Here is a 19012-nt window from a genome sequence, read left to right as displayed (position 1 = left end):
ATATTATCTTATCCTCAGCCGGTGGTATAAAACAAGCTGAAACTTCATTAAAATCTTAATAAAACTCTTGAATATCATAATAATAACAAGGTTTTCAAAGAAAAAACCGATTAGATTAGAGACAATATTGAAAACGCTTTAAATATGTGAAGCCTGAATCCACTTTATATTTTTTCTCAGGTTTTATTTTATATATATAAATAGTAAAACACATCATTGGGAGGTCATTATGTCTATTTTCTCGAAATTCCGCATTCCCCGGCTGCAAACAAACCTGTCGTTACGCACCAAGCTTACTCTAACATTTGCCGTTGTATTGCTTGCTCCGGTGCTCGCTGTCAGTATTCTGTCCTATCAAACAGCCAAAACAGAAATCAGCGATCAAATGAACGGCGGTGCGAAACAAAATGTTGATCTTTTGAACGCCGTAATTACTCAATTCACTTCAGCCGAAATCGCGAACACCAATTATTTGTCCGGTTTAATTAGCGCATCCGTGTATACTGGACCAGATGCCACGCTTCAAAGAGGCATTCTGGATCCGTTCTATAAGACACATCCTATGATGTCCAGTATCGAATTTGCCGCCGAAGACGGCTATTACCGCAATGTTCAGGGGAAGGAATGGGCCGGCGAAGGCGACTTCCGCGAGCAAGAGTGGTTCACTGCCGCTATGGAAAACTCGGATGTTCATGTATCCTCTCCTTACATATCTGCAATTACAGGTGACTTTGTGATCGGCTTGTCAAAGGCAGTGTCTGATGCAAGCGGTGTTGTGCGGACTGAAGTTAAGATCGAAGAACTGACGGCAATTACGGATAATGTCAAAATCGGCAAAAACGGTCACGCGTTGATTATGGATAATTCTCAAAAGCTGGTTTTCCATCCCACGCTTCAGAGCGGAGAAGCCATTAAGGCATCCTGGGTCGGCAATCTCTTTGCCGGAGATAGCGGACGATTCAATTTCACTTCGGACGGAGAGGACAAGTCCATGTCCTTCGTCTCAAATCCCATGACCGGTTGGAAAATCGGGGGGGTTATGTTTAATAAGGAATTCACGGAGGAAGCCAGTCCTATCCTTAACCACACAATGCTTGTAGTAAGCATCTCCGTTATCATTGCCGGATTCCTGATCTCATTTATCCTCATCCGTCTTGTCCGGACACTAAAAATCATGCTCGTCACAGCGGATACTATCAGCAATGGGGATTTATCGGTGCGGATTCCGCTCACGGGGAACGACGAACTTGGCCTCTTAAGCCGCAGTTTCAACGCAATGGCGGAGAATATACACCAAAGTATGAACAGAATTCACGGTGCTTCCCTGACTCTGGCCGCCTCTTCACAGGAGCTGAGCGCAAGTGCCGGTCAGGCTACACATGCCGCCGAGCATATCGCGGAGTCGGCCGAAAATATCCATGTGGGTGCCAATCAGCAAGAAAATCTGCTGGTCGAAAATCATGAAGTGATCTCCTCTATTACCGACCGGATGAATGAAATTGACAGCTACGTGACCCAGCTGGAGGAGCTCACAAGCCAAGCCGGGTCAATCTCGCTTGCCGGAAGCACCGGAGTGCAGCACGTGGTCAACCAGATGAGTGCTATTCAGAGCAGTACCGAACAGCAATCGCTGATTATCGGGGGATTAAACAGACAATCACATGAGATCAGTGAAATTATCAAGGTGATTCATGGAATCTCTTCACAGACCAATCTGCTCGCATTGAATGCCAGCATTGAAGCGTCCCGCGCTGGTGAACATGGCCGGGGATTCGCCGTAGTTGCCGCTGAGATCCGTAAATTATCTGAACAAACCGCCCAATCCACCCAGTCCATCAGAACGCTCGTTGACCAGATACAGACAGGGACTTCAGCTGCAGTATCCTCTATGAAAACAACGGCTGATGAGGTCCGCAAAGGCATTGAGGTTGTTGAAGAATCCGATCATAATTTCAAAAGCATTTTACAGGCTGTGAATCCACTGGCAGAAATGAGCAGCGTCCTACGTGGCATTACCTCAGAGATTGCCGAACAGTCGTCACGGATGGCTTCGTCTCTTCAGAATGTCATCGCGATAGCCGGTGAGAACTCCGGCGGCACCCAGAACGTTTCCGCTGCCATCGAGGAACAGCTTGCTTCGATGGAACAGATCTCAGCTTCGGCTGACCATTTGTCCCATACAGCCGAGGAGCTCTCTCTCATTGTGGAGAGCTTCAAGCTCTAGTCTCCGGTAATCGTGTAAAGTGAAACCTTAGTACAACGCTCGTACCGGGCAGGAACGTAAAAACACCCTGCCTGTACGGGCGTTTCTTTTTTATGAATACCTGGTATTTAAGATTTACCGCTGTACATTCAGCACTTCCTCCGGAATTTCAATCTTGGAAAGGGTATTATACTTTCCGATGGTTGTCTTCGTCTTCGTCTCCGTGTACATCCCATATCCGCCAGCTCTATCGTCGGTCACCATTTCATCCTCTGTCCGGGTCGGCAGGTAGGTCTGTTTGTTGACACAGTACGTCGTGCTCATACTCTTCACATCAGTTATCTGCTGATCAGGTAATTCTACACCGCTGTACTGAACCCGGTAATAGGCTGTGAAATCCTTCATTTGGTCACCGGATCCCCGGGCGCTCAGTACATAGTCATCCCCTTCCTCCGTTACCTTCAAATAAGGCAAAATCGTCTTAAGCTGCTCCATCCGCTCCCTGGGACTGGCCGACTGTTGCACGATGCCCCCTATATTACCGGAGATATCCTCAGGCATTTCACGCCAATATCCGTCTATAGATATGAATAGCCTGTTATCAGTGTAATATTGCTCAATAAGCTGTTCACCTTTTCCCGATAATTTAATCTGGCTCACCTGATGCATTTGCAGCGGGCTCAGCACAACCTCAGTGGTCGAATTCGTCTCCGTAGGCTGCAGGTCATTCTTTTCGCTCTGTGCCATATTTATATTCGACCAGGTCTGCGACTCCTGAACGAAACTGCTAAGCCCTTTGCCGGCTTCCGTTATTTTCGCAATTAACTCTTCTGCTGTAGGCATTGCCACTTTTTGATCCGGGCTTTCCTTCACAGTGCCATCTTTAGCACAGCCAGCCAGGCCAAACGCAATTAGCGCAGCCAGCAAACCTTTTCCCCATCTATTCAAAATATAATCCTCCCGTATGAGCTTTGTATGGGATTATACACCAGATATGGAATGTCAACTATCAAAAAAATCCAAAATGAACTCTATCAAGACGCGGTAAACTATGGTTAGATGAAGGAGAAGGCCAAACCAAAGAGAGAAAGAAGCGTGAACCCGCATGAGTTTTGAAATCGTAGAGGCTACAATTCCGGATATTCAGGCCGCACTGGCAGCCGGAGAGATCACTTCCAAGGAACTGGTTCTCATGTATTATGAGCGCATTGCCGATCATGACAAAAACGGCCTGACGATTAACTCCGTGCTGGAGATCAATCCGGATGCGCTGTTCATTGCGGAATCTTTGGATGTGGAACGTGCGCTGCAGGGTCCAAGAGGTCCGATGCATGGCATTCCGGTCTTGCTCAAGGACAATATCAATACAGGGGATAAAATGCATACCAGTGCGGGATCGCTGGCTTTGGCGGATTCTTTTGCCGGGGAAGATGCCTTTATCGTTACGAAGCTGCGTGAGGCCGGAGCCATCATCATGGGCAAAGCGAACATGACGGAATTCGCCAACTTCATGACGAATGGCATGCCGTCAGGTTACAGCTCACGCGGAGGCCAGGTGCTGAACCCTTACAATATCTCCACGCCAACCGGCGGCTCCAGCGCCGGCTCCGCCGTAGCCGTCGCCTGTAATTTCTGCACAGTATCGGTGGGAACCGAAACCTCCGGCTCCATTCTCAATCCCGGCAATCTCGGGTCAATTGTGGGAATTAAGCCGACCGTTGGCATGCTCAGCCGCTCCGGCATTCTTCCGCTGTCGAACACGCAGGATACTGCCGGGCCAATGGGTAGAACCGTCCGTGACGCAGTGCTTCTGCTGAATGCCATGCTCGGCCGGGACAGCAGTGATGCGGCGATGGGCACTAGCGTAGGAAGGCTGCATGAGGATTATACGGAATTCCTTGATCTGAACGGTCTGCAGGGTTCGCGGATCGGTATTCCGCGGGACTACTATTTCGAAGAGTTAACGGAAGAACAGCTGGCGCTGTTCAACGCCTCCGTGGACAGAATGCGTGAGTTAGGCGCAACCATCATCGATCCTGCCGATATCCGCACCGCCCGCGAGATCAAATATTCCTCCGTGGTGCTGAACGAGTTCAAAACCTCCATTAACGCTTATCTGGCCCGGCTCGGCCCGCGTGCGAAGGTACGGACCCTGAAGGATATCATTGACTTCAACCATGCCCATCCGGTAGAGACGCTGCGCTATGGTCAAGCAACACTGATCGATGCTGAATATACCTCTTCAGGCACTCTGACAGAGCCGCAGTATTTGCGTGACCGTGCCACGGATCTAAGGCTATGCAAGGAGCAGGGCATCGACGCTACCATGAAAGAGCACCAGCTGGACGCCCTGCTGTTCCCGGCTGACTTTGGCGCACGCATCACCTCCAGATCAGGGTATCCCTCCATCGTCGTGCCTTCCGGCTACACTTCGGCCGGTGCACCGTTCGGGGTGACTTTCTCGGCCCAGGCTTATCAAGAGCCGCTGCTGATCAAGCTGGCCTATGCCTATGAGCAGAATTACAAGGTCCGCAAGGCGCCTACGCTGCAGAGCTTCATTTAAGCAGCAGCTCTTGTCAATCCGCGGCTATGCCCATGTGCCTGTTGCCTGCATGTGACAGGCTCCAGGTGCGGAGCTCATAGCTGCGGATGCCGGAGAGAACATACGGATCACGCTCCGCAACCGCCTCTGCCTCTTCCCGGGATTCTGCCCGGATAATCACCATCCCGCCGGGAGCTTGTCACTCGTAATCACGCTGGTTTTCCTCGTCGGCAATATTCTGGATTTCCTCCGCAAACATCAGATAGAGGCCATAGTCGCCCTCCGCATGCAGCTTTAGTGCCCGTTCCTTAAAATATTTCGCACTTCCTTCAGCGGCATCCTCATCATAGAACAGCAGAATGGCATCGCTTTTGCGGAACAGCAGATCATCTCTGGCCCGGAACTGCCAGCTGCCGTCATAAGGGGCATTGCTTACCGCTCCATAATAATCCGCTCTGGCCACAATCCCCCGGTATTCGTTCTGCTTGTCCTCTTTCCACTTCTCTTCCGGGTTGGCATGGGCGGTAATGATCCCCAGCTTCAGCAGCGGATATTTACGCTTCAGCTCCAGTACCACCTCGCAGGCCCAGAGGTCCACGCCGTATTGACCGGGAGTAATGACCCAATCCACTCCGTCCTCAATAAGGGGAATCAGCCTTGCTGCAAGCGCTTTTTTGATATAGGGGATGCCCTGATGCTTATTGTCAAAAATCCCGAGCTCATGCGCACGGTAGCCTGTTACCAGTAGGGTTGTCATGTGCTGCCTCTTTCCTAGAAGGTTTATCTGTATATCCCACTCCACTCTACTATATAAAATGAACTTGAAATAAACATTTAGGGAAAAGTGGCGGAAGAGAAGTTTGGAACTGTAGGAGCGATAGCGCCCGGAAGTCCAAATATTCTCTGTAGTCACGGCCATTCCCAAAATAGAAAAACAAAGGTTCAATTTATATACCCATTATATCTCAATTGCTGCTGTCAATCTTTTCAGAAATCTTTACCAAACTTTAAGCTGACATTCAGGACGCTCTGATATATTGTCCGCAGAAAGTTGTGCAGTTCATCGAGGAGGAGAATTGAAATGAAAAGGCATGTACCCTATATGATGGCCAGCGGCCTGATCGCAGCTATCCTGCTGGCAGGCTGCAGTTCAAACACAGATACAGCGTCCTCATCAGCCGCAGGCAGCCAAACTGCACAAACCCAGAGCGACGGCACAGCCGCACAACCCGCCGCCTCCCCCGGAGCCCGGGACAGAGGTATGAACAGAGTCGGCATGAATATCGGTAAAATCAAAAACATCAGCGGCAGCACCATCACAGTCTATACAGCCGAGATGCCAGCTGGACGTGAGGGCAGCGGAGGTACCGCACCGCAGGGACTGGCTAATCCGCCGGAAGGCGGAGAGGGGGGACAACCCCCTGAGGGCGGTACTGCGCCGGAAGGCGGCAGACGCCAAGGCGGGAAGCCGGGCGACGGCATGATGCAGAATTTCTCCGGGGAGACTACGGATATTACTGTCGACAGCGATACCCAATTTGTATCCGTTACCTTCGATAACGGTGAGCAGAAGGAAACGGTCATCAGCCTGGCCGACCTCAAGGCTGATGATGTTATCCAGTACACGCTGAAGACAGACACCACCAATGCAGAGAAGATCACGCTGGGGGCAGGCGGCTTCGGAGGGGGCGGCAACGGCCAAGGCAAAGGCGGTTCATCTGCTGCCGGCTGGGGAAGTTAATAACCATAATTCAATATTCTAATACTTGCGGATGTGTCCCTGAAAAGAGGCGCATCCGCTTTTTTGTGGACAATTATTTTTTACAGAAATGACTAAACGAAAGCAGACTTTGGAAAACTTCATGTACACAGCAATTTATACAGAAAGTTGGGGTGATTTCATTGCTATCCTCCGTTATTTCCCACATCCCCGGCTGGGATGTCTTCTTTCAGGCGGGAATTGCACTGCTGATCCCTCTAGCGGTAAGCCGTATCTATAAAGCACTCTATTCTCTGGTAGGAAGCGGCAGAGCGGTGGAGTCGCCGGGCAGCAGCGCGAAGAAGCGCAAGGGGCAATCCGATGCTCCGGTGTCCCCCCCTCCGCAAGCCCGGCAAGGCTTCAGCGGGAATTATGCCGCAGACCTTCAGTCTATTAAGTCGGCTATCGGAAGGAATTCTGATCTTCATTTCAAGGAATTTACGATAACCAGGCTACAGAAACAGGCGGTTCTTATTTATGTAGACGGCATGCAGAATGACAGAATTCTAAATTTGCAGATTATGCAGTTTCTGATGTTAGAGGCGACAGCTGATTCCTTCTCCCCTTCCGGATCAGCCGGACAGCAGCTGCCGTTCAGCCAGCTGAGTGAGGCCAGTGATCTGGCGGACTTCAATAAATCAGTCCTGTACGGATATGCCGGACTGCTGATTGAGGGGCTTCCGCAAGGGCTGCTGATCCAGCCGCCGGAAGGAGACAGCCGGTCACTGGACGAGCCTGTTTCGGAAGCGCTGCTGCGCGGACCCCGGCTGGGCTTCTCTGAGTCGTTAAATGAGAACACCTCCATCTTACGCCGCCAGGGCAGGAGTGATCAGCTGGAGATGGTCACTCACCGGGCCGGCAACCGGATTCAGAAGGATCTGGTTATCGCTTATATGAAGGATATTGTCAATCCGGAGTTGCTTCGGGAAGTCGAGTCACGCATCTCCAAACTGGATATCGATTTCCTCGCCGAATCGGGATATATCGAGCAGTTGATTGAAGACAATTACTTAAGTCCTTTCCAACAGGTTCAGAACACCGAACGTCCTGACAGGGTGATCAGTGCGCTGCTGGAAGGACGGATTGCGATTCTGCTGGACGGAACGCCGTTCGCGCTGATTGTTCCGGTTACCTTCAGTATGCTGCTGCAATCTCCGGAAGACTATTATGAACGCTGGCTGCCAGGATCGCTCCTGCGGATGCTGCGCTTCGCCGCCTCCTTTCTGGCGCTGATGGCTCCGGCTCTATATATATCGTTCATTTCCTTTCATCCCGGACTGATCCCGACAGAGCTGGCACTCTCCATTATTGAGACCCGCCAGGGAGTCCCCTTCCCTTCTATAATCGAAGTGCTGATTCTTGAGGTTTCGATTGAAATTCTGCGGGAAGCCGGCATCCGGCTGCCAAAACCGGTTGGGCAGGCAATGGGTATCGTCGGCGGTCTCATTATTGGGGATGCTGCCGTAAATGCAGGAATCGTCAGCCCCTTTCTGGTCATTGTCGTTGCGGTCACCGCGATCTCCTCCTTCTCTATTCCGATGTACAGTGCCGGAATAACGCTGCGGATTCTCCGCTTTGTCGGGATGGGATTTGCGGCCCTGCTAGGGATGTTCGGTACAATCCTCTTCTTCCTGATGATCTGCAGCCATCTTACCAAGCTCAAAAGCTTCGGGGTGCCTTACCTGACGCCTGTATCCCCGTTTCGGGCAAGGGACTGGAAGGACCTGTTCTTCCGGGCACCGCTTGCCCTGATGAAACGCAGACCAGCCATGATGAAGACGCAGGACAGCAAACGGAAATCGTAAGTATATGTTCAGAGAGGAGGCAGCAGCATCATGTTTACCCGCACAGACGACAGAATCACAGCTACACAAGCAGCCGTATTCCTCAATAACACGGTGCTAGGCGCCGGGATCCTGACATTGCCACGCAGCGTAAGCGAAGCTGTGAAGACTCCTGATTCCTGGCTATCCGTATTGCTCGGGGGGGTCATCGTGATGGCTGTAGTTACCCTGATGGTGAAGATCAGCCAACAGTTTCCCGGAAAAACCATTTTCCAGTATGCCGGAACAATTGTAGGCCGGGTACCGGGAGCTTTCCTATGCCTGCTGCTGATTATCTATTTTCTAATTATCGCAGGCTTTGAGATCCGCTCGCTTGCCGAGGTTACGCTGTTCTTCCTGCTGGAAGGCACGCCGATCTGGGCGATTATCCTGCCTTTTATCTGGGTCGGAAGCTATCTCGTGTACGGCGGTATCAATGCGATCGCTCGGGTCTTTCAGATCATATTCCCGATCAGCATCATGATTCTGCTCATCTGCTACGGGTTCAGCCTGCGTCTTTTTGATATTAACAACCTGCGTCCTGTCCTCGGCAGCGGCATTCTGCCAGTGCTCAGCGGCCTGAAGTCAACGGTGCTTGTCTATACCGGGTGTGAGGTCGTGATGACGCTTGTAGCGTTTATGCAGCAGCCCCGTCAGGCTGTAAAAGCAATGCTGGTCGGAATCGGCATTCCGATCGGCCTCTATTTGTTGACAGTAGTTATGGTCATTGGCGGAGTTTCCATAGATTCTGCGATCACAAGCACCTGGCCGACCATAGATCTGATCCGCAGCTTTGAAATCCCCGGATTTCTGTTCGAGCGGATGGAGTTTCCGCTGATGGTGATCTGGCTGATGCAAATGTTCTGCAACTTCTGCAGTTTCTTTTTCCAGGCTTCTCTCGGCATCTCTCAAATTTTCCGCCTAAGGGTTCATACGGTCATTTATCTGCTGGTGCCTGTCATTTTCATTTCTACGATGGTTCCCAAGTCCGTTAACGAGCTGTTCAGCCTGGGGGATATGATCGGCAAAGCGGGAATTGTCCTGTTTCTGCTTATACCCCTGATGCTCTCGGTCATCTGGCTTATCCGTACGAAAGGATTGAAGCAGCATGTGTAGACGGTTAATGCCGCTTATTCTCTGTCTTTTCCTGCTTACTGTGACCCAGTCCGGATGCTGGAGCAGCAAAGAAATCGAGGACCTGGCACTATATACCGGACTCGCTCTGGATACGGGCAAGCTGACAAAGGCTGAACAAGAGCTGGAAGAACAAGGCGTCACCTATTCTAAGCGGGATAAAGTGACGGCAACGGTCCAGATCGTACCGGTGAAAACCCCCGGCATGGAAAAAAAAGGAGGTCCGCAGCCCTTACATTATCTTAACATCTCCGGAACCGGAGATTCCGTATTTGAAATCTTCCGCCAATATTCTATAAGGAACGAACGGCCGATCGTCGGTCATCATCTGAAGATCATTGTTGTCTCAACAGAATTACTGAAGCGGCAATCGATGGAACAACTGATGGATTTTGTACTCCGCGATAATGATATCCGCCCTAGCACCATGGTTTTTATCAGTCAAAGCCGGGCAGAGGAGACACTCGTCTCCAAGCGGACCGATGAAATCCCCTCCTTTCACCTTAGAGATATGATCCAGGGTCAGAAAAGAACAAGTAAGGTGATGAAACCGGTCATTTTGTCCGAACTGGATGCACTCATGCATGCGAAGCGAAGTTATGCTCTGCAGAACCTCGTTACCGCGGATGGGGAAACCGAGTTTACTGGGGCTGCTGTTGTCAAAGGAGACACGGGACACTGGATCGGCACCTTGTCGCAGGAAGACACCGAATGCCTCTCCTGGCTGACCAATAAAAGCAAGGCTGGCGCTATCAAAGCCTATGACCAGGATAACGAGCCGATGACCTATGAAATGAAGGATATGAAAAGCAAAATCAAAGCCCGTATCGACGGGGATGACATTTCGTTTGATGTCTCCATTAAGACGGAAGGTCGGCTGATCGAAACCTGGAATAGCTCAAGTGATGCCGACTCAACAGAATATACAGAGAAGGTAGAGCATATATTCGGGGCTAAGCTGGAGAAGATGACGGAGAAGATGATGGAGAAGCTGCAAAAAGAATATAAAGCCGATGTAGCCGGTTTCGGAGATGCACTCAGCATCCAGTATCCCCGGGTATGGAAAAAGGTCCAGGACCATTGGGACGATACATTCAGCCGCTCCAAGATCAATATTAAATATGATTTGAAAATAAACGATTTCGGTTCTTTTACCGAATAGCTGCACAAATAAACCGGCAACCCTCCCTTTCAGGAAAGTTGCCGGTTATTTGGCTATTTGCGTCCTATTTCTTATCGGACAAGATCAGTACGCCGCGGCCCGGAACAACAGCGGTGCCGCTGAAGCTCTTGCCGGTCAGCAGGTCGGTCCGCTCTTCTGCACCAATGTCTGCGCTCATATCGCCTTCCTGATGGTTCAGCAGGAATAGGTAGGATACGCCGTCTTTCACACGCTGTACCGATTCGATCCCTTCCGGTGCGTGTACGAGCGGCTTGATGCCGTTCTCTTCGCACAGATTCCCCAGGAAGCTTTGCAGGAAGCCGGCTTCAGGGCTCGATGCTACATAGTAGGCTTTGCCTTCACCGAAGCTGTTCGCCGTCAATACCGGCATGCCCTTATAGAAATCAGCACCATAATGTGCCAGCACTTCTGCCCCTTCGGAATGGATCAGATCGCAGAGCAGGTCGCATTTGTAGGTACCGCTTAATGCCCCCCACTCCCCGTTCATTACGATTTCATTGCTCATGTCCGGCAGCAGCGCATCAATCTCCTCGGCCCAGATGCCCAGCACCTTGCGCAGCTCACCCGGATATCCTCCAACCGTAACCAGATCATTCTCATTGACGATCCCGCTGAAGAAGGTGGTTACGAATGTCCCGCCTGCCTTAACAAAGGCCTCCACTTTCTCGGCAAAGCCTGGCTTAATCATGTAAAGCACCGGTGCGATCACAATTTTGTACTTGGACAGGTTCTCTTCGACACCGATCATGTCGGCTTCGATATTCTGCTGATAGAGAGCATTATAATATTTATGCACTTCTTTTACATAATCAAGGGCTATAGTAGGCCCGCTCGACAGATCAAGCGCCCAGCGGTTTTCCCAGTCATAGATGATACCGATCTGCGCTGCACTGCGTGCATCCAGCAGCTTGTCGCCAAGCAGTTCCAGCTCCCGGCCCAGCTCTGCGCATTCGCGGAAGACCCGGGTATGCTCGTGGCCCACATGCTCAATGACCGCACCGTGATACTTCTCGCAGGCACCGATGGAGCGGCGCAGCTGGAAGAACAGCACAGTGTCCGCACCGCGCGCTACCGCCTGGTAGCTCCACAGACGCATCACACCGGGCCGTTTCAGTGAGTTGTACGGCATCCAGTTCTGCTGGCTCGGGGTCTGCTCCATCAGCATGAACGGCTGTCCATTCTTCAGACCGCGCATCAGATCATGCGTCATCGCCGTATGGCTGACCGGAGTGTCCAGGGCCGGATAATTATCCCAAGAGATGATATCCATATGCTTAGCCCACTCGAAATAATCCAGCTCAGGGTAGAAACCCATCAGGTTGGTCGTCACCGGAATTCCCTTACTGTGCTCCCTAATCGCCTCTTTCTCAATTTTGTAACACTCCAGCAGGCTGTAAGACATGAACCGGCGGTAGTCGAGGGAAATCCCCTGGAAGTTCGTGCGGTTACCGTTCCACTCTTCACTCAGCTCATTTGGAACAACGATTTCTTCCCAGTCATAGAAGGTATGGCCCCAGAAGCGGGTATTCCAGGCTTTGTTCAGGGCATCCAGTGAACCGTAACGCTCCTTCAGCCAGACGCGGAAAGCCGCCGCAGACTGCTCGGAGTAATCGTAGCCGCCATATTCATTGGAAATATGCCAGGCCACCAGAGCCGGATGATCCTTATAGCGCTCAGCCAGCTTGCCGGCCAGTTTGGCTGCATATTTGCGGTACACCTGACTGTTCGGATTAGAGTTATGCCGTCCGCCGAATTTGCGCTTTCTGCCCTGCACATCCACACGGGTCACTTCAGGATAGCGGTGTGCCATCCATGCCGGATGCGCTCCGGTACCTGTGGCCAGACATACATAGGTTCCATTCTTATATAGGCGGTCCATCAATTCATCCAGTCCGGAGAAATCATATTCGTCCTCAGACGGCTGAATAAGGGCCCATGAAAATACATTAATGGTCGCGACGTCGATTCCCGCCAGCTTGAACATCCGTTCATCCTCTGCCCAAACCGGGGCGTCCCATTGCTCAGGGTTGTAGTCTCCACCATACCAAATCTTCGGCAATTTATCGTTGATCACACATCGCACTTCCTTTATAGTATAAGTATATTCTTAGTTTAACCTTTAAACTTAGTGCGATAAATATAAAATTTTCACCAGAATATATAATAATATGGTACGACTAAGAGGTGATTCTTGTTGCTAACGCCAGCCCCCCGCAGAATTGTGTTCGCCCAGGAAAATAGGGAGCATCTGCCCATTACGCTCGATAGCATGGGCTATAATCCTGATCAGGAAAAGGTATCGCGTCCGGACGGCTATCATGTCTATCACTGGCTGCAGACCGCCGCGGGTGAAGGGATTATTCATTTCGAGAATAAAAAACTCACGCTTGCCGCTGGCAGCGGCGTGCTGCTCCTGCCGGGTACCCCGCACCGCTACGAATCTCTTTCCTCCCAGCCTTGGTGCACGTATTATCTTACGTTTGGTGGGGGCTCATCCCAGCACATCCTTGAGACTTTAGGCATGCAGGCCAATGCCTTCTACCGCTGGGAAAGTGAAGCTCCGCTGACCCGTATGCTGCAGGAAATGCTTGACCGGCATGATGCCGCCGCAGACATGTTCAGCCTGGGCGTGTCCACCGATGCTTATCGTTTCCTGCTTACTCTCAGTAAATACGGACAGCTGCATAACAACACTGCAATTTCGCGAAACGTGGACAAGCTGCAGCCGCTCCTGAAATGGATGGACAGCCACTACGGTGATCCCGGCATCGGGCTATATGATCTTGCTTCCCAGCTGGAGGTGTCAGGCCGATATCTCAACAGCCTGTTCCTGCAGACCTTCGGGCTGTCTCCCTACGCCTACTTCGTCCGCTTACGCATCCGCAAGAGCAAGGAGCTGCTCGTAAGCCAGCCGCACCTGACAGTAAAAGCGATCTCCCAGCTCGTCGGCTTCCGCGATGTCAGCCACTTCGTGGCCACCTTCCGCAAGCAGTCGGGAACGACCCCGGATCAGTTCCGGAGGCTGCACTGATTGGTGTGCGATGCGGCGTTTGCAAAACAGCGGCACCCAGGGGTAACCCCCGGGTGCCGCTGTTTTCGTTGAGGTGGACGGTTTGAGCCCCATGCCTGCCCCGCCTCTAATTCGTAGCCGTTCCACTGCTTTCAGCCGCCAGAATGTCTGTCCTGCATACCGCTTCCGGCAGATGCACCTTCAGCTCCTCCATGAACTCCCGGAAAGCACTCGTCATATACAAATCACGACGCCGGATGAATACAGTCGGCACCTCGGCGTACCGCTCCGGAAACGGATAACAGGAGATGCCTTCTGTAATATTCATCCGCCTGAAATAAGATACCGGCAGCACTGCAAATCCTATGCCGGCCCTAACGCAGCCAAGCAATCCTTCCATCGTCCCGAACTCCATCACCTTCCCGAGCCGGAAGCCTTCTTCCCTAAGCCACTCCTCAAGCCTCGCCCGGTAGATGCATTCCGCATTTAGTATCAGCAGCGTCTTATCATTAATCGAAGAGAGACCCCGATAACCGATTGTATCCGGAATGACCAGCCCCAGCTGCTCATGGATGACCAGCTCCTGGACGATCTCCGGATGCTCGACCGGCCCGTCCATCAACGCCCCTTGTACCACATGCTGCAGGACAGAATCAATCAGATCAGCTGCCCGTCCGATCTGCAGTTGAACCTCAACATCCGGGTAACAGCCGCGGTAAGCTGACAGGATCGCAGGCAGCCGTACGGCAGCGGTCGTATCGGAGCCAACCGTAATTGTGCCCTTTGGAACCGGTGAATCAAGAACCGCCTGCTGCGCTTCTTCCAGCAGATTAAATATCCTAACCGTATATTCCATGAGCGTCTGTCCGGCTGAAGTCAAGGTGATGCCCCGGCTATGCCGGTAAAAAAGCGGAGTCCGCAGCTCCTGCTCCAGCTGCTGAATTCTCGCCGTCACATTCGACTGCACATAGTTCAGGCTTTGGGCCGCTTTGGATATGCTCCCTTCCTCGGCAACCGCCCTAAACACTTTAAGAAGTCCAATATCCATCATCCGTCTCTCCCCCCGGATCAGCCATCAGCCGCAGTGATGCCCTCCATCATTTCCCTTCATTATACAGGAACTGGTCCATGGAATATGATGAAAATATAAAACAAATTAATTTTAAGAATATGCTTCCGAAGCGAGTTTTGCGAAGTACAACAAAGAAGTCTATGCAATCAAAACTTAAGCTCATGCTTCCGAAGCAAGTTTTGCGAAGTGCTACAAGGAAGTCTATGCTATCAAAACTTTAGCTCATGCTTCCGAAGCGAGTTTTGCGAAGTACTACAAGGAAGTCTATGCTATCAAAACTTTAGGAGTGAGTAAAATGGAAAACAAACGTTGGAGCTTTAGAATTCCCGGAGAGCCGGAAGGCAGCCTTAAGGAAATCGATGTCAGCGAAATCAAAAGTGTGTATGATCTACTGGATCTCATGCGGAAGGACGATGTTCAGACCACACCGCAGATACAGGCTTCAAGGCTGAATACCAAGCCGAAAGCCAAGCTGATTCCCTTCATCTCCCGTATGACGGATACAAGACGCCATCCGTCCGCATGATCCCAGTTTCCCAAATGCTTCAGCCTTCTGTCCCGAGAATCTCTACGCCGTACGGAGCGAGCACAACCGGCCCTGAACGTACGGCTCCGGTCAGCTGACAGCGGTACTCCTTGTCCAGCTTCACCGTCTGCTCTGTCCGGCCGAGATTCAGCAGGAACAGGAAGCTGCCGTTCTCTCCGCTGCGGACCGTAGCCTGTACGCCTTCCGGCAAGCCGGCGAAGTGCTGCAGACTTAGCTTGTCTGCGAGTCCCGCCAGCAGCACGGACCAATAATTTTCTCCGGCATGGGTGCCGAAGTAATAGACCTGGCCTTTGCCGAAGCTATTGACAGTGATCGCCGCAGTTCCCGCATAGAAATCATCGTTATACCATGCGATAGGCTCTGCGGTAACCGGAGCGAGCAGGTCGCACCACTGGCTGCATTCAAAGGAGAGTCCTTTCTGATCCGTGATCGTATGCACATCCCCGCCAACCGGATCATATTCCTTAACCCATACTCCGGCTGCTCGGCTCAGCAAGCCAGGCAGCGGCTGCATCACACAAATATTATTGATATTCTTCACACCGCTGCGGTTTGTCAGAATCAGGGTGCCGCCCTTAATGGCAAAAGCTTCAAGCTGCGCAGCCAGCTCCTCGCTTAACAGATAAAGGCTTGGTGCAATGACCAGCTTATATCTCTCCAACGGCTCGCCTGCCTGGATCACATCACAGCCGATACCCAGCTTTGTCAGTACACGGTGATACAGCTTGATATTCTCGTAGTAATCCATTCCCTCAGCCTGCGGCTGTATGTCCAGCGCCGCCTTCTGTTCATGGGAGTGAAGAATGGCCACCTCATGCTTAAGCTCCGTTCCCTTAAGCTTATCGGCTAAAGCGTTTACTTCATAACATAGCCGGCCGAACTCTGCAAACCTCCGTCCCGGCACATTGCTGTGGTCAATTAGGCCATGCCAGTACTGCTCGGCACCCGCAACCGCACTTCTCCAGCGGAAGTGGACCACGGTATCCGCTCCACGGGCGATGGCCTGCCAGGCATAAGCCCGGATAAAGCCGGGATACGGTGTGCGCCACATCGGCATCCAGCAGCCGGGCGGACCGCTCAGCTGTTCCATGATCCAGAAATTCTTCCGCTTGATTCCCCTTGTCACATCCAGCGACAAGGCTCCGCTGTAGGGCGTCGTCGCCTGCTTGTCCGGAGAGGTATTCGGATAATAGTCAAATGAAGCCACATCCAGGTTCGTGCCGACCGCATACATATCCAGCCGCTGGGGGTAGCTGTGGAAGTTATGGGTAATGAAATGATCCGGACACTCCGCACGTAGCACATCAATCTGCGTCTGCTGGAACTTCACCACCGAATCCCACTGAAACCGCTGGAAGTCCAGCAGCAGCGAAGGATTCTGAAACGGCGATCCGCCATAAGGGACCGTCAGCTCCTGCCAGTCGCTGTACTCCCCGCTCCATACTACCGTTCCCCATTCTGCATTCACGTGTTCGAGCGTCTTGTACTTGTCTTGCACCCAGCCGCGGAAAGCCTCATTACATCTGTCGCAGTGGCAGTCAATCATACCGAATTCATTGTCAGTCTGCCAGCCGATCACCGCGGGATGACTGCTGTAATGACGGGCCAGCTTGCTGATAATCCGCGTGCCGTATTTCCGCAGCGACCCGCTATTGTAGCAGCGGTGCCCGCGCACGCCGGGATGAAAGGTCTGTCCGTCTGCAAAGACCGGCAGCACATCGGGATATCCTGCCGTCAGCCAGCGCGGAGGTGTTGCGGTAGGTGTTCCAATTACCACCTGCAGCCCATAGCGGTGCAGGGCATCAACCGCCCGGTCCAGCCAGGCAAAATCGAAGCTTCCTTCCGCAGGCTCCAGCCGGCTCCAGGCGAACTCGGCTACCCGGACTACCTTCACTCCGGTGTCCTTCATTAATTGCATATCCGCTTCCCACATAGACTCTTCCCAATGCTCCGGGTAATAATCGACACCGATTTGAACATTGCTGTAGCTGAGCATCTCCATCTCCCCTTCTCCTTTCCCGTATGCTCTCCATCTTACCAAAAAGGCGCCCCCGCCTCACATCAATAATGAGTTAGGCGGGGAGCGCCCTGGCAAATCCACTTTATCCACTTACCGGTCCTTCAAAGGACTCTTTGTTTATAAAGATATATAGATAAAACTTGTTATTTCTATTTTGGGATTGGTCATGTCTGCAGAGAATGTTTGGACTTACGGCCGCTGTTGTCTGCAGATTTCTTGATTTTGTACCGCTGTTCGCGGTGGAAATCAGCAGACAAAGGCGGACGCTACCGCTCCTTCAGTTCCAAAATTCCCCTCCGCCACTTTTCCCTTAATGTTTATAATCAAGTTCAAATATTATATTCTTTATTTCTTCAGCTTGTCCCAAGCCGCTTGCATCGATTTTTCCCAGCCGGCTTCGTCGACTTTACCAGCAATCAGCTGCTGGATCGAGCTGGCGAATTCTTGAGTTACACCATCAGGGAATTTCGAAGCCTGCAATCCGTATACTTTACCTTCTTTAACATAGTTCCATACATCAGCACCAAGAAGACCGATATCTTCAGGTGTTGCTGGAATGGTGGACAGAGCAGGGATGAATTTCCATTTTTTCACGATATACTCTTTACCCATGTCAGAAGTTACGAGCCAGTTCAGGAAAGTCTTAGCTTCTTCCTTCGAACCGGAATCTTTGTTAACGACCAGGTTAGCCGGAACGCCTACAGACAGCTTATCATTCATCGCAGCATCGTCGTTGATTGGCATAGGGAACATACCGATGTTCATATCTGGAGTGATGCCGTCAACAAGAGTCTGTGCCCAGTTGCCTTCCTGCATCATAGCTGTTTCGCCATTAGCGAACATAGCCAGGTGGGTATTAGCATCTGTAGTCAAAGGATTTTTCTGTCCATATTTTACAGTCAGGTTGAGCAGGTTGCTCCAATCCTTAAATTTCTCGTTGCCCACGATACTGGAAGTTCCTGCATTCAGGCCGTTGATGAATTCATCCACATTATCTTGTTGTGCAAAAGCTACGCTGATGCCCTGGATACCCAGCAGCCACCATTCCTGATATGCATTGCCGAAAGGAATAACATCGATCGCCTGCAATTTTTTAGCAGCCTCTTCAAGCTCGGTGATTGTTTTTGGAGTTTCCGTGATACCTGCTTTTGCGAACAGGTCTTTGTTGTATACAAAACCGATACCTTCAAGGTTCATCGGCATACCGTAGGTTTTGCCGTCTTTGGTCATTGGTTCAGCGGCCAAAGGAATCAGATCCTTAACCCATGGCTGATCGGACAGGTCCTCCAGCTTGTCTGCCCAAAGTGCCATTTCGGCATAACCGCCGTTACTGAAAATATCAGGAGCATCGCCGGAAGCGAATTTCGTTTTCAGGGCTGCTGCATAGTCTGCGCCGCCGCCGACAGTCTGGATGTCCAGCTTGATGTTTGGATATTCTTTTTCAAACTCTACTTTCAGCTCATTGAGGCCTTCAACGATTTCGGTTTTGAACTGGAAGATCTTAACCGTTTTCACTTCTCCGGAAGCAGCTTTGCCAGCGTTGCCAGCGCTTCCATTTTGTGTGTTATTTGAAGCGGTATTGTTATTACCGCCACACGCCGCGAGTACGACAGACATCAGCATAACGCTGGACATCATCACTGCAGAACGTTTCTTCATCATTCTATTTTCCCCCTAGATAAGTTTAACTGCATAATAAATATTTGGAACGGGGACTCC

Annotated in this window: 15 protein-coding genes; 8 read left to right on the top strand and 7 right to left on the bottom strand. The window is 51.4% G+C overall.

The annotated features are described in order from the left end of the window. Positions 1-229 precede the first annotated feature (229 nt). Positions 230-2224, top strand: coding sequence for a methyl-accepting chemotaxis protein (locus L6H70_RS27290; RefSeq protein WP_236337380.1), 1995 nt, complete (start codon positions 230-232; stop codon positions 2222-2224). A gap of 114 nt (positions 2225-2338) precedes the next feature. On the opposite strand, the gene L6H70_RS27285 is transcribed toward L6H70_RS27290, so the two are convergent. Further along, positions 2339-3151, bottom strand: coding sequence for a DUF6612 family protein (locus L6H70_RS27285; protein ID WP_236337379.1), 813 nt, complete (start codon positions 3149-3151; stop codon positions 2339-2341). Positions 3152-3308: 157 nt separating this feature from the next. On the opposite strand from L6H70_RS27285, the gene L6H70_RS27280 reads away from it, so the two are divergent. After that, entirely contained in the window at positions 3309-4766 is a 1458-nt protein-coding gene (locus tag L6H70_RS27280; RefSeq protein ID WP_236337378.1) for an amidase family protein, read from the top strand. A gap of 13 nt (positions 4767-4779) precedes the next feature. Here L6H70_RS27280 and L6H70_RS27275 read toward each other — a convergent pair whose 3' ends face one another. Both L6H70_RS27275 and L6H70_RS27270 read right to left on the bottom strand, forming a co-directional pair. Then, entirely contained in the window at positions 4780-4929 is a 150-nt protein-coding gene (locus L6H70_RS27275) for a YciI family protein (protein ID WP_236337377.1), read from the bottom strand. Positions 4930-4944: 15 nt separating this feature from the next. Beyond that, entirely contained in the window at positions 4945-5502 is a 558-nt protein-coding gene (locus tag L6H70_RS27270) for an SLOG family protein (RefSeq protein ID WP_236337376.1), read from the bottom strand. A 324-nt stretch (positions 5503-5826) separates the two neighbouring features. On the opposite strand from L6H70_RS27270, the gene L6H70_RS27265 reads away from it, so the two are divergent. The 4 genes from L6H70_RS27265 (at position 5827) to L6H70_RS27250 (ending at position 10623) form a co-directional block, all read left to right on the top strand. Further along, entirely contained in the window at positions 5827-6486 is a 660-nt protein-coding gene (locus L6H70_RS27265; protein WP_236337375.1) for a hypothetical protein, read from the top strand. 161 nt (positions 6487-6647) lie between these two features. Beyond that, positions 6648-8309, top strand: a complete 1662-nt coding sequence (locus tag L6H70_RS27260) for a spore germination protein (RefSeq protein ID WP_236337382.1) — start codon at positions 6648-6650, stop codon at positions 8307-8309. Between the two features lie 30 nt (positions 8310-8339). Then, on the top strand, positions 8340-9443 hold the full coding sequence (locus tag L6H70_RS27255; RefSeq protein ID WP_236337374.1) for a GerAB/ArcD/ProY family transporter: 1104 nt from the start codon (positions 8340-8342) through the stop codon (positions 9441-9443). Continuing rightward, positions 9436-10623, top strand: a complete 1188-nt coding sequence (locus L6H70_RS27250; protein ID WP_236337373.1) for a Ger(x)C family spore germination protein — start codon at positions 9436-9438, stop codon at positions 10621-10623. Before L6H70_RS27255 ends, L6H70_RS27250 begins: the two co-directional genes overlap by 8 nt. 64 nt (positions 10624-10687) lie before the next feature. On the opposite strand, the gene L6H70_RS27245 is transcribed toward L6H70_RS27250, so the two are convergent. Next, a complete protein-coding gene (locus L6H70_RS27245; RefSeq protein WP_236337371.1) occupies positions 10688-12718 on the bottom strand; it encodes a beta-galactosidase in 2031 nt (676 codons plus the stop codon). Between the two features lie 117 nt (positions 12719-12835). Here L6H70_RS27245 and L6H70_RS27240 point away from each other — a divergent pair, with 117 nt between their 5' ends. Next, positions 12836-13675, top strand: a complete 840-nt coding sequence (locus L6H70_RS27240; RefSeq protein ID WP_236337369.1) for an AraC family transcriptional regulator — start codon at positions 12836-12838, stop codon at positions 13673-13675. Positions 13676-13781: 106 nt separating this feature from the next. Here L6H70_RS27240 and L6H70_RS27235 read toward each other — a convergent pair whose 3' ends face one another. Continuing rightward, positions 13782-14702: a LysR family transcriptional regulator gene (locus L6H70_RS27235; protein WP_236337368.1), complete on the bottom strand. Its 921-nt coding sequence runs from the start codon at positions 14700-14702 to the stop codon at positions 13782-13784. Positions 14703-15021: 319 nt separating this feature from the next. Between L6H70_RS27235 and L6H70_RS27230 the strand changes: the two genes are divergently transcribed. Next, the gene (locus L6H70_RS27230) at positions 15022-15252 is read left to right on the top strand and encodes a hypothetical protein (protein ID WP_236337367.1); all 231 of its coding nucleotides are present in this window, start codon (positions 15022-15024) and stop codon (positions 15250-15252) included. A 19-nt stretch (positions 15253-15271) separates the two neighbouring features. On the opposite strand, the gene L6H70_RS27225 is transcribed toward L6H70_RS27230, so the two are convergent. Both L6H70_RS27225 and L6H70_RS27220 read right to left on the bottom strand, forming a co-directional pair. Continuing rightward, the gene (locus L6H70_RS27225; RefSeq protein WP_236337366.1) at positions 15272-17275 is read right to left on the bottom strand and encodes a beta-galactosidase; all 2004 of its coding nucleotides are present in this window, start codon (positions 17273-17275) and stop codon (positions 15272-15274) included. Positions 17276-17638: 363 nt separating this feature from the next. Further along, positions 17639-18955 carry an ABC transporter substrate-binding protein gene (locus L6H70_RS27220; RefSeq protein ID WP_236337365.1) on the bottom strand — a complete coding sequence of 439 codons (1317 nt, stop codon included), beginning with the start codon at positions 18953-18955 and terminating at the stop codon, positions 17639-17641. Positions 18956-19012: the final 57 nt, after the last annotated feature.

The organism is Paenibacillus auburnensis, from assembly GCF_927798115.1.
Taxonomy (GTDB): domain Bacteria; phylum Bacillota; class Bacilli; order Paenibacillales; family Paenibacillaceae; genus Paenibacillus_AQ; species Paenibacillus_AQ auburnensis.
This window is presented reverse-complemented; position numbering and strand designations above follow the sequence as displayed.